This window comes from Nonomuraea zeae (genome assembly GCF_005889725.1).
Classification (GTDB): Bacteria; Actinomycetota; Actinomycetes; order Streptosporangiales; family Streptosporangiaceae; genus Nonomuraea; species Nonomuraea zeae.
The window spans coordinates 1-11,630 of the sequence record NZ_VCKX01000351.1 but is presented as its reverse complement, the minus strand read 5'-3'; the positions used below and the strand labels follow the sequence as shown (position 1 = coordinate 11,630).

Sequence of the window (11,630 nt, the reverse complement as noted above, 5' to 3'; positions counted from 1 at the left end):
CGTGACGGGGTTATCAGCGAAGTCGTGTCACTAGGGCTTTCCACCGTTTCCACCAGGCCAGAACGCGCTGACCTGCGGGTTCAGACCCGAACATGCCCTGGATCACGGATTAGCTGCGGAACGCGGGTGATGGTCCACGCCCCGTGCACGCGCCCCTGGCCGAACCAGATCAACTCTTGTTCACGTGTCGCCACAACGAGGCCGCCCTGGCCCTTCAGACGAACGTTCGTCCCGGCCGACCTTGAGGACCTGATGGCCGGATTCGACAGACCCGAACAGCAGGATCTCCACTCTCAGCAGCTCGCCGACTGCGACCACCAGCCTGCGCACTGCCAGCAGTTGCGTGAACCTCGAAACACTTGCGAACGGGACCATCGTGGTATCCGAGCCGCGCGGGTGCAACGCGCGAAAGGAAGGGACGTGGGGGTGTATCTCTTGATGCGTTTACGAGCTCCTCTCGGGGGCTCTGATGCAGGAATCCACAGGCTTGATCCCGTCGGCTTGCTGGAGGTTCACGGTGGCCGGTGGACGACGAGGTCTCCGGTTTCTTCTTCACCCGGCTGTACCACGAGTTGCACGAGGGGAACAGCAGGCTGCGGGCCTTCAAAGTGGCACAGACCGCGACTCAGGACGGTTTCCAATATTGCGACTGGGGAGCGTTCTCCTATGCAGGCGACTGGCGATGACAGCGCCGATGCTCGTCCCAGCGGCGGTCAGTTACCGCCACCGCCGGAGTCGCCACCCGAGTAGCCGCTGTTGCAGTCGCCGCCGCCACTGCCGCCGCTGCCGTCGGGCCAGCTCGTCCCGCTGATGAACGGGATGCTGGGATTGCCTGATCCCCTCCGCATGGAGGGCCGACGAGCGGTGAGCGAGACCACCATCCAGACGATGATGCACACGATGGCGATCACGAAGCCGCCTGCCACGACCGTTGAGAACGTCACAAGCTCATCCCCCCGCAAAGTCCGGAAATCGCCGTCAAAGTCCTTGCTCTGTCAACGGTAGGCGCGGCTCCTGCGGTCAGGAGGGTTCTGATCCTTTTGATCATGCGACGCCGCTTGGCCCTGTTGTTCGGGCGGCGCGACGAGGCGGAATCGGAGACGCGATGAGAGCCGGCTCAGGCCAGGGCGGCGAAGTTCGCGCGCAGGATGCCGCGTGACTTTGAGTGCTTGCCGCCGTCTCCCCCGAGGCGTCAGCATCACGGTCCTCATTGTCTCCCCTGACCTGGCGCAGCCGGTCCGCACCAGAGGATGAACTGCTCAGCTGCTTCACTGCGGAGATCGGCGGACGGCTCGGCGACTCGCGCGAGGAACGTCGAGAAGCCAGGCGCCATGCCGGCACATCCTCACTGCCAGCCGATATCGGGGTCCCCTTCGTGGTCTTCCGTAGTCACGTCGGCGTCATCGACCGCACTGGGGCCGGTGTCCCGCTCGGGCGTCGGTCGCACTGGCGCGCAGCTCGAGCAGCCGCCGAAGCGTGCGTTGTTGACGGGAGTGAAGTTCATGGCCGCAGTGCCCTTCAGGGCGTTGATCATGGTGTTCTTCCAGATCGGCCCGGGAATGGATGCGCCGAAGACCGAGGCGTAGGGGCGCCCGCCGATCGTGATGTTGTTGAGCCCGTGTTCTTGGGAACCGCGCGGGTCGCCAATGCTCACCGCACCGGCGAGGTTGGGGGTGAAGCCGGCGAACCAGGCTGTGGCCTGGTTGTCCGTGGTGCCCGTCTTGCCTGCCGCTGGACGGCCGATCCCACCGACCTTGCTCATGGTGCCCTTGGTGAACACGCCGGACAGGATGCTCGCCGCGGCGTCCGCCACTTCGGAGTCGATGGCCTGCCTGCACTTGGGCTTGTACTTCGTGACCTTGCCGGTGCGGTCCTTGATGGAAGTGATGGCCATGGGGGCGCAGTACTTTCCTCGTGCGCCGAGAGCAGCGTAGGCGTTGGCGACGGTCACCGGGTCCATCTCATTGGTGCCGAGGGTGAACGTTGAGAACTCCAGCAAATTGCGCCCGTCGGAACGCTTGATACCCAGCTTCTTGGCGGTGGTGATGACGTTACAGAGCCCGACCTTCTGCTCCAGCTGCATAAAGAAGGTGTTGACTGAGTCCCACGTGCCCGTGGCCAGCGTCTTGAAGCCACCCCTTCCCTCGTCGTTAGTGACCGTGTGGGTAGGGTCGCCGATGTTTCCACCCTTGCAGTTCTTGAACGTAGAGTAGTCAGCAGCTCGGTAGCCGCTGCCGACCATGAAGCCGTCCTTGACCTTCATGCCCTGGTCGAGCGCGGTGAGCAGGGTAAACGTTTTGAACGTTGAACCGGCCTGGAAGCCGACGCCGCCACCGTGCGCCACATCGGCCACGACGTTGTACGACATCTCACCCTTGTGCCTGTCGCTGCCATACTTACGGCTGGCGGCCATGGCCTTGATCTTGCCAGTCCCCGGCTCGAGCAGGGCCTCGCTGGCCACCGGCTTGTCGGAGGGATGAACGAACTTCTTGATCGCATTGTCGGCGGCCTTTTGCATCTTCGGGTTCAGCGTGGTGCGGATTTCCAGGCCACCCCGAGTGAGGAACTGGCTCCTGGCCTCGGCCGTCTTGCCGAAGATCGGATTGCGCAGCATCTCGTCGCGGACATAGATGCAGAAGTACGGGTACGGGCTGGCCTCGCAGTTACCCGGCAACGGGGTGCCCACATAGCCGAGTGGCTTGGCCTTGGCCTCAGCGGCCTCCTCGGGTGTGATCTTCTTCAGCTCAGCCATCCGGTCAAGGACCACGTTGCGCCGGCTCAATAGCCGCTTGCGCTGCGCCTTGCCCAGGTGGGGGTCGGTCGCGTTCGGATTCTGCACAGCACCAGCCAGGGTCGCGGCCTGCGACAGCGTCAGCTCGGACGCACTCACGCCGAAGAAGCGCTTGGCCGCGGCTTCCACCCCGTTGGCGCGGTCGCCGAAGTAGGCGATGTTGAGGTACTTCTCAAGGATCTGGTCCTTGGTGTATTTCTCCTCCATCGCCAGCGCATGGCGCAGCTCCTTGAGCTTGCGCGCGTAGCTGGCCTCCAGGGCCGCGTTCCGCTCCTTGTCGGTGGTGGCCGAGTTGAGCAGCACCTGCTTGACGTACTGCTGGGTGATCGACGAGCCGCCCTGCGCGATGCCACCGGAAGCGGCGTTCTTGGCCAGAGCACGGAGGGTGCCCTCAAGATCTATGGCGCCGTGCTCGTAAAAGCGATAATCCTCAATCGAGACGACAGCCGTCTTCATGATCGTGGCTACCTGGTCGAGCGTGACCGACTCGCGGTACTGCTCATAAAACTGGGCGATCTCATTGCCGTCGGCGTCGACCACTGTGGTGCGTTCCGCGAGCGGGGGCTCCTTGAGGGCCTCAGGCTTGATGCTCAGCTCCTGCGACGCCGAGACGAAGATCGCTCCGGCACCTCCGACCGCCGGCAGTGCGATGGCGGCGACAATCACGCCCGCCGCCATCGCTGCCAGTATCAGGCGCGCGACATTCGACGCAGGGGAACTCATGCAGAACTCTCTCTCCTTGGGGCAAGTGCACGTCATGGCGTGCCTTTCGTAGGAAAAAGACGTCGCTAGGGCCCCGTTTGCTGCACATGAAACCTGCCATTCTTAGGCGTGTTTTACACGTTGGTCGTTCGTGACCGCTGAGTCGGGTGGCGCATTGGCGCAGCGGTAACTGTTACATCGTTTGAGACTTTCAGGCGACGTGCTCTGTATCGGAGCGGGTTCCTCCTTGACGGGTTCGTTGATCCAAACGGATTTTGGCAGACGGGAGGGTTGAGCTTGCGGCGGGACCGGCCGGGGTCGGGCGCCGCAGGCGGCCTGAGCCTTCGAACGCGCTCGGCGCGAACCTGAACGGCGGTGCCCAGATGGACCGGGGCCGGGGTGCGCAAGCCAATACCGGAATGCCGGTGCTCATAGTTGTAGGTGAAGAGCTCGGTGCAGAAGTCGCGGGCGAGGGGGCCGATCTGAACGGACATGGTTATCGTTTGGCGTCCAGCTGCACCGTTGATTCATAAGGCGGGTGTAGTCCTTCGCTGGAGTCAGCTTCTTCCGCCCTTGCCGGCAACTTTCGCAAGCTTCCTCGACGCTCGGTACGGCAACGGCCGGCGTCACGGAGCATGCTCCTCGTACGCCATGTTGTGGCGGCCGCTGTCTGCAAGCTCATCCCGCTGGACGTGCTTCAGCCGATGATCTCCACGGTGAGCGCGAGCACGACATCGTCACCAGGCTTGTGCTCGTCCGGCGCGTCCCGGCTCCTTGGCGCGCACCACACCCCGATGTCGATGCGGTATCCGAGCAAGGTTCTCGTCGAACAGCCACCCGTTGTCCTACGGACAACCCGTTTCCTGCCAGGTAGGGTGCAGGTATGGCGCAGAAATTTTCCATGAGCCTGCCCGATGAGGTGTATGACCTCGTCAAGGAGATGGCCGACAAGGAAGGTACCACCGTCTCCGGCTACCTCGCGGGTTTGGCGAAGGAGCGCGCAGACGCCGATCGGTCCTCCCGTGAACGGCTGGCCCGACTCACCGCCAAGGACCGCGCCGTCGACCCCGAAGGTTACGACCGCCGTAAGACGGAGATGCGCGAGCGGATGCACGCCGCCCAGCGGGCCGCGGCGGAGAAGAAGGCCAGCTTCGCTTGATCGCCGGATACGTCGCCGACCTCACCGCCATCCTGCGACTCCTGGCCGACGGCGAGGAAGGCGCCGACGCTCGGACTGCTCTCGAAGTCTTGACAGAGGACGGCCATGCACTGCTTCTGCCCGTCACCACGTTCGCCCAGGCGGCGATCGTCGCTGATCCCGATCCCGCGCAGCTCATGTGGCTGTTCGGATTCCGGTCCTGCATCATCGAGAACCTGACCCGGCAAGAGATCTTTCGCGTCGTTCGCCAGGCTCGCCACGCCCCCCGTCCCCTGGACGTGCCGCTTCATCATGCCCACACCGCCTACCTAGCCATCGACCGCGGCTGGCCTGTTCTCACGGGGGATGCCGCGGGCTGGCAGGGGTACGGACATCTGGAGTTCTTCCAGGTCTAGCGACCCGAGTCAAGCAATCGCACATCGGTCAGAGGCAGGCGCCGGCGAAGACGGTGCTCTTCCCCTGGCTCGATAACGTGCTTCCTGCGGCAGAGCGTTCCATGACGCCGACCTGCCGCGCATGACGCAATCGAATTCCACGATCGCGGCCGGGATCGGGCCTCGTGCCTGTGGGCGGGCGAGCATCTGTCAATCCCTGACAGCGTGGAGACGGTTCTCTGCCACAGGGTCCTCAGCAGGGCCGATGAGGCTTGTCAGTTCGCATTATGTGACGTTCGAGTGCGACGGGCGGCAGGGCCGCCATCTCCGCCCCGACCGCTGTCGTCGTCCTCGGCGTCCGGTGGTGGGACCAGCACGGACACGACGGCGCGGCCGAGCGCAGCTGGGTCGTTCTGCCCCACCTATCGCCGAGGCGCGAACGAGCACCGGATGACTCCGGGCCGGCCGCACTTGATCGTGGCTGCGCTGGCGTCGATCCGCACCTCCCGGACCACCCTGCTGGACCGCGATCCGCCTGGAGCCGGGCGCCGACGTCTTGGCGGTCACCGCCGTCCAACGCCTCCAGGTCGTCGAGCGGTTGATCGAGTCCGGGCAGTGGCAGGACCAGCGGAGAGGTCTGGTAGGGCGTGCACTACCAGCCATCCGGGGGACAGCAGGCCTGCATCGGAGAGGCCGGACGGCGGAGACTCCCAGGGTGATCCGTACATCCAGGGAGGGCGCCGTGAGCACCGTGAAGAAGGCCGACGCGGGCGCTGTCGCCGCCGAGCTGCCGCCGATCGTCCACACCGCCGCGACGTTGTGGCTGGTGGCGATCGCGGCGGGGGTTTTCGAGACCGTGCTCATGGTCGTCAGCCTGCTCGCCGAGGGCGCCGCGCTCGGAGACCTGCTGCCGGGCGTGGGGTTCCGGCTGGCGGTGTTCGCGGGCGCGATCTTCCTGGCGCTGCGGCTGAGGCGCGGCCAGAATTGGGCGCGCTGGACGCTCGCGGGGACGCTGGGCGTGCTTGGGACGCTCTCGCTCGTGATGGAGCCCGTCCAATGGCTGCTGAACGGGGGCTCGATCGCCGAGGTCGTCGCCGGGGCGGACGCGCTGTGGTGGGTCTTCGCGACCAGCAGGACCCTGCACGTGGTGGCCGTGCTGGGGGCGGTGACCCTGATGTTCCAGCCCAGGGCCAACGCCTACTTCAGGTCGGCCCGAGACCGGCGTGCCTCAGCCTGAGACCGACGGCGCTTCCGGACGCGACACGTCAGCCCGAGACGGACGCGGGCTCCGGGGCGCGCAGGTTGCGCACCCCGGCGACAACAGTGCGGCGAGCGTGGCCAGCACGACGATGATCGCGCAGGTGAGCAGCGCCTGCTCACTGCAGAACAGGAAGGTCGCGAACAGCGGCCCGAGCACCTCACGCCCGGCCGGTGTTCCGTCGCACCGCCCCACGAGGTACGCCCGCGCCAACCGCCACTCCCCCCAGCGTCACCGCGGCAACCCCCAAACCCTCCCCAGTCCGTACGGCCCGAGGCCGCGGCTGCGCGACGCCTGGATCTTCGCCGCCGCCGCTCTGACCGCGTACCACTGGGGCGGCGAGCGCTGGAGCCGGGTTCCTGCCGGACATGGACATCAGCCCGGGCGAGCGGGCCGGTGCCACCGCCCTCGCGCCCGACGACGTGTGGCTGGTGGCCGGGATCACGCCGCGCACTGGGACGGGCGGGCCTGGACGGTCATGCGCCTGCCCGCCTGGGCGGCGTCGGTGTCGGCCACGGCACCCGACCAAGTATGGGCGGTTGGCGGCACCGGCCGCGGCCTACGCAGTCGGCCTCGCCTACGGCAAGAACTTCGGGCCCATGATCGCCCGCTAGGGCTGAGCTCCACCACACTATGAACGCCAGCAGTCCGGCCTCGTCGACCGGTTTCATCGACCACAACGGGTCGGCCGAGCCAGGCCCAAGACCTGCTCGATGTGGACCGCCTCGGAGCTGATCGTGGCGTCCGACAGGCCAGGTGCCGCGCATGCGAGCATGACCTCGGCCAGCACGTCGGTCTCGAACTCGACCAGCTCTTCCGAACCGGCCACTGGCACGCGCTTCCTGAGAGGTCTCGCACGACGGACAGGCTCAACCCACGCCTCCTCGTCTTCATCGGTGATGTCAGGCGATCGAGGAGGACGATAGACCTTCAGAATTTCTGAAGGCCTATCCTGGCCCAGGGGATCGTGAGGCTCCGGAGGCCCAAGCGAACCCACGGCATATCTCTACTGATGGGCTTAAACTTTCGATGCGTCAAGCTTTACGACATCTATGTGGTCGCGTCTGGTGGTATCCCCATGATGAGGACCCCGACAACATCCAGGGCGGCGTCGCGGTCATCTCTGACCCCGCGGGCAGCATCGTGGTCGACGCAGGAAACAGTCCGTCGACCGCGCGCCGGATCCAGGCGGCGATCGAGGCGGCCGGGCTCCCCGCCGCCCGGCGCCTGATCTACACCCACCACCACTGGGACCACGTCTGGGGCGCGTGCGCCTGGCCGGAGGTGGAGATCATCGGCCACCGCGTCGGCGCGCGCATCCTTGAGGCGGAGGCCCGGCGCCCCTGGAGCCATCGGTACCTGCGCGCCGAGGTCGAGGCCAACCCCAGGCTCGGGCCTAGCTTCCGGGGACGCGCGTGGGCGATGCCCTCCTGGGAGGGCTTCGCGGTGGTGCCGCCGCACACCGAGTTCGACGACGGGCTCAGCTTGCCGGGCGGCGTTGAGGTGCGGCATGTAGGTGGGCGGCACACGGAGGACTCGACCGTCGTGGCCGTCCCGGACTCCGGCGTGCTGTTGCTGGGCGACTGCTTCTACCCGCCCTCGCTCCACCTGCGCCAGGCGGGCGACGGCTACGACACTGACCTGGCCGACCGGCTGCTGGCGGAGTATCCGGCGGGGCGCTACGACTGGTTCGTCGACAGCCACAGCCGGCCGCGGTCCCGGCAGTCCCTGCGGGACCTGATCGTTTCTGGCTGAACCTACTGGGGCAGCCGCAAGAACGGCGTCAAGAGCTTGGGCCGACCCGTGCGCGTCGTCGGCCAGCGCCTCCAGCCCGCCCCGGGCGAACGCCGCACGCCACTTCCGCACGGTGCTCTCAGCAAGGCCCAGATCTCGCGCCACCTGCGCAGTGCTGATCCGCGGCCGGCATACGCCAATGCGATCCTCGCCCGGACTGCCACCCTGGACGACTCCGCTGACATGCCGATCGGCCGAGCCCGCTCACCCTCGGATAAGCGGATCTCCACCGCGGCCGGGCGCTGGATGCGCCATGACCAGCATCATACGGATCTACCTGGCGAATTTCAGGCGGGTGATCTAGAGACGGCTTTCGCCCGGCATCCCACGCGTGATCAGCTTGCCTAGCCCCGGATGGTGAGTCCAACTCTGCGCCAGCTCGCCGTCCAGGACCATCTCAGCGGCGTGGCGGTGGGCACGGGCCGTGGTGGAGTCCACGCTGACTAATTAGGTGAAGATCGGCCTGTCCGCGAGCAGCATCCTTTGCGATCATCGCGTGCATCAGCCGCTCGAAGTCGCCCGCCCTCGCCCCCAGCTGAAACCGATCATAGGCGGTGGACCACGACCCGTACTCGGCGGGCAGATCCCGTCACGGACTGCCCGTCCGAAACCGCCACCTCACCGCGTTGAACTGCTGTCGAAACTCCGGAATCGGGCCGCGCTCACCCAACGGCAGGTGAGGCCCAGCCAAGGACCATTCTTCATCGGTGAGGTCTCCACGCGCGATGGCGATGGCGTACCGGCAACGCGGACCATTCACAGGCGAATCCCGCTGGTCCCACCCCATGCAGGCCCCAGAACGATCTCACTGCCAGCGGTCGTTACCGTCGATGAGGGGGAGGACCGCCGTTTTTCGCCGAATTCCTGCCTGCCGACTCCGAGGTCTTTTCGTGTCCGCGATTGCCGGACGCCCTGCTCTCGAAGGCCTTGGTACTCCAGTCAGTGACACTTTGGGATCATGGCTGGTCCTTGCCCGGGCGGCGGCGATGGCGGAGTTGTGCCTGGTGACGGCGTCGCCAGGCGGGCCAGTGCAGAAGCTCTGTGATCGAGCGCCTCTACTTTCGGCAGATGTTGCGCATGCCGGAACGGCTGACTCCCGGCGAGCGCGCAGACCTCGCTCAGGCGGCCGAGGGCCGATGTCCAGCCCTTTCGTTAAATTGTCAGCAAAGGAGCTCGATCATTAATCTTCGGCCATGGACCTACCGGGCGTTGACCCGAGCGTGCCGAGCGCGGCGCGCATATATGACTATCTGCTGGGCGGCAAGGACCACTTCGCCTCAGATCGCGAGGCCGCCGCAGCGGTGCTCGAGTCCGTGCCGAACGCGCGCACGAACGCCAGGGCCAACCGAGCTTTCCTGAGCCGGGCCGTACGCGCCCTCGTCGACGCGGGTGTCCGCCAGTTCCTCGACATCGGCGCCGGGTTGCCGACGCAGGAGAACGTTCATCAGGTGGCCCAGCGCGCGGAGCCGAGCTCACGGGTGGTCTATGTCGACAACGATCCCGTGGTGCTGGTCCATGCCCGTGCGCTGCTCGCCGACAACCCCGGCACGGTGGTCGCCCCGGCCGACATCCGCGACCCGGCCGCCCTCCTTCACCACTCCGAGGTCCAAGGCCACCTGGATTTCACCCAGCCGGTAGGAGTGCTGCTTCTGGCCATCCTGCACTTCATCCCCGACGACAAGGAAGCGGCCCACATCGTCGCCGAACTGCGTCGCCCCTTGGTGTCCGGCAGTCACGTGGCCATCTCCCACGGCCACCCCGGCGAGTTGACCGGGGACCTGGCGGAGAAGGGCCGCGAGCTGTACGGCCGCACCCGCCAGGGAGCCGTCGTCGGCCGTACCCGCGCAGACATGGCCGCGTGGCTGGAGGGTTTGGAGCTCCTGGATCCCGGCATCGTCCCCATCCAGGGCTGGCGTCCCGAGGACGACTTCGACCCCATCCCCGACCTCGCCGAACCCGGCGTCTTCGGCATGGTCGCGAGAGTTCCGTAGGACGAGGGCCACAGCCCTCAGGTGCTGCCTCGGGGCATTTCGCCACACCGAGAAATTCGGAGGATTCCTCATGCTTCCCTGGGCTTTCGATCTGGCCGGAAGGATCGACCACCACACCGTCGACAGCGCGCTGCTGCGCGGCAACCCCCTCGGCGATCCGTCCCAGCGTCCGCTGTGGGTGTACGTGCCACCCGGCTACGACAACGACCACGTACGGCATTACCCGGTCGTCTACGTCATCCAGGGCTATGGCGGCCACCTCACCATGTGGGCCAACCGTACGCCGTTCCGGCAGCCGTACCCCGAGTTGGTGGACGCGATGTTCGCCCGCGGGGACGCCCCGCCCGCGATCGTCGTCTACGTCGACGCCTGGACCAGCCTGGGAGGCAGCCAGTTCCTCGACTCACCCGGCACCGGACGGTACCACTCCTACCTCTGCGACGAGATCGTCCCCTGGGTGGACGCCCACTACCGCACCATCGCCCACCGAAACCAGCGAGCGATCACCGGCAAGTCCAGCGGCGGCTACGGCGCGATGATCACCCCCATGCTCCGCCCCGACCTCTTCGGCGCACTGGCCACCCACGCCGGCGACGCCCTGTTCGAAGTCTGCTACCAGTTCGAATTCCGCTCCCTCACCCGGACCCTACGCGACCACTACAACGGATCCATCGACCAATTCCTCACCGACTTCCGCAGCAGAATCGTCGGCACCAAACCCGCCAACATCAACCTCATCAGCATGTACGGCTACGCCGCCGCCTACTCAGCCGACGAGGACGGCACCGTCCACCTCCCCTTCGACACCAACGGCGCGATCAAACCCGACATCTGGCAACGCTGGCTGCAGTGGGACCCCGTCCGGATGGCGGCCCACCCGACGTTCGCCGAGGCGCTGGCCTCCATGCAAGCCATCTGGATCGACGCCGGCACAAGCGACGAATGGTACCTCGACCTGGGCGCGACAGCCTTCCACCAGGCTGTGACCGCCACCGGACTGCCAGCTGACCGGGTGCACTTCGAACTGTTCGACGCCGGCCACAAAGCCATCGAATACCGCTACCCCCTGGCACTCGCCTGGCTCTGCGAACGCATGACCAGCCCATCGGGTGGGTGACGGCTCGCCGTCGCATGTACAGCCCAGGGCATGACGCAGCGGTGCAGGCCCCCACACTGAGTCGAAACCGACCTCCCGATGCTGTTTACCGGCGAAATCATTTCAAGATCCACTCGGTGCGGGTTTGGGGCTCAGGCGGGCTGACCTCCCACCAGCGCCTGTTCGGCCAGCACCTCCTCAACCGGATGAAGAGGCCGAGGACATCCGCTTCCGGCTACGCGCCGAGCCCGGCATCGACGTACCAGTGCGGGATCTGGCCGCACGGGAGAAGACATCCTGCGCATTCTTCGCCTTCGACATTGCTACCGAGCCTCAGCGGCTACTTGCGTGCTTTGTGGTGAGGTGTCGGTCTCGGGGCCGCGGGTGGCTGGTTGATCCACACGTTGGTCGGTAGTGCCGGTGGGTAGGGCCGCCGGCCGCGGAACCGTTCCGGATGCGCCTGGA

General features: G+C 66.3%; 9 protein-coding genes and 2 pseudogenes. 7 read left to right on the top strand and 4 right to left on the bottom strand.

Going from position 1 to position 11,630, the window contains the following annotated elements; all coding sequences use genetic code 11:
• Positions 1-521: 521 nt before the first annotated feature.
• Positions 522-686: pseudogene (locus tag ETD85_RS54035) on the top strand (hypothetical protein); the annotation flags it as partial.
• A 27-nt stretch (positions 687-713) separates the two neighbouring features.
• On the opposite strand, the gene ETD85_RS54030 reads toward ETD85_RS54035, so the two are convergent.
• Together ETD85_RS54030 and ETD85_RS54025 are read right to left on the bottom strand one after the other, a co-directional pair.
• Positions 714-944, bottom strand: coding sequence for a hypothetical protein (locus ETD85_RS54030; RefSeq protein WP_138697644.1), 231 nt, complete (start codon positions 942-944; stop codon positions 714-716).
• A 401-nt stretch (positions 945-1,345) separates the two neighbouring features.
• The gene (locus ETD85_RS54025; protein WP_138697643.1) at positions 1,346-3,514 is read right to left on the bottom strand and encodes a transglycosylase domain-containing protein; all 2,169 of its coding nucleotides are present in this window, start codon (positions 3,512-3,514) and stop codon (positions 1,346-1,348) included.
• A gap of 862 nt (positions 3,515-4,376) precedes the next feature.
• On the opposite strand from ETD85_RS54025, the gene ETD85_RS54020 reads away from it, so the two are divergent.
• The 3 genes from ETD85_RS54020 to ETD85_RS54010 all read left to right on the top strand — a co-directional run bounded on the left by ETD85_RS54020 (position 4,377) and on the right by ETD85_RS54010 (position 6,263).
• Positions 4,377-4,652, top strand: coding sequence for a hypothetical protein (locus ETD85_RS54020; protein WP_138697642.1), 276 nt, complete (start codon positions 4,377-4,379; stop codon positions 4,650-4,652).
• The gene (locus ETD85_RS54015) at positions 4,649-5,047 is read left to right on the top strand and encodes a hypothetical protein (RefSeq protein ID WP_138697641.1); all 399 of its coding nucleotides are present in this window, start codon (positions 4,649-4,651) and stop codon (positions 5,045-5,047) included. Before ETD85_RS54020 ends, ETD85_RS54015 begins: the two co-directional genes overlap by 4 nt.
• 721 nt (positions 5,048-5,768) lie before the next feature.
• Positions 5,769-6,263 carry a hypothetical protein gene (locus ETD85_RS54010; RefSeq protein ID WP_138697640.1) on the top strand — a complete coding sequence of 165 codons (495 nt, stop codon included), beginning with the start codon at positions 5,769-5,771 and terminating at the stop codon, positions 6,261-6,263.
• Positions 6,264-6,951: 688 nt separating this feature from the next.
• On the opposite strand, the gene ETD85_RS63975 is transcribed toward ETD85_RS54010, so the two are convergent.
• Positions 6,952-7,113: a hypothetical protein gene (locus ETD85_RS63975; protein ID WP_170247349.1), complete on the bottom strand. Its 162-nt coding sequence runs from the start codon at positions 7,111-7,113 to the stop codon at positions 6,952-6,954.
• Positions 7,114-7,313: 200 nt separating this feature from the next.
• On the opposite strand from ETD85_RS63975, the gene ETD85_RS54005 reads away from it, so the two are divergent.
• Positions 7,314-8,039 (top strand): MBL fold metallo-hydrolase, encoded by a 726-nt coding sequence (locus tag ETD85_RS54005; protein WP_138697639.1) that lies wholly within the window; start codon positions 7,314-7,316, stop codon positions 8,037-8,039.
• A gap of 57 nt (positions 8,040-8,096) precedes the next feature.
• On the opposite strand, the pseudogene ETD85_RS67785 reads toward ETD85_RS54005, so the two are convergent.
• Positions 8,097-8,198 (bottom strand): annotated as a pseudogene (locus ETD85_RS67785) (helix-turn-helix domain-containing protein); the annotation flags it as partial.
• A 1,073-nt stretch (positions 8,199-9,271) separates the two neighbouring features.
• On the opposite strand from ETD85_RS67785, the gene ETD85_RS53985 reads away from it, so the two are divergent.
• Together ETD85_RS53985 and ETD85_RS53980 are read left to right on the top strand one after the other, a co-directional pair.
• The gene (locus ETD85_RS53985; protein WP_138697637.1) at positions 9,272-10,069 is read left to right on the top strand and encodes an SAM-dependent methyltransferase; all 798 of its coding nucleotides are present in this window, start codon (positions 9,272-9,274) and stop codon (positions 10,067-10,069) included.
• Between the two features lie 70 nt (positions 10,070-10,139).
• Positions 10,140-11,186 carry an alpha/beta hydrolase gene (locus tag ETD85_RS53980; RefSeq protein WP_138697636.1) on the top strand — a complete coding sequence of 349 codons (1,047 nt, stop codon included), beginning with the start codon at positions 10,140-10,142 and terminating at the stop codon, positions 11,184-11,186.
• Positions 11,187-11,630: the final 444 nt, after the last annotated feature.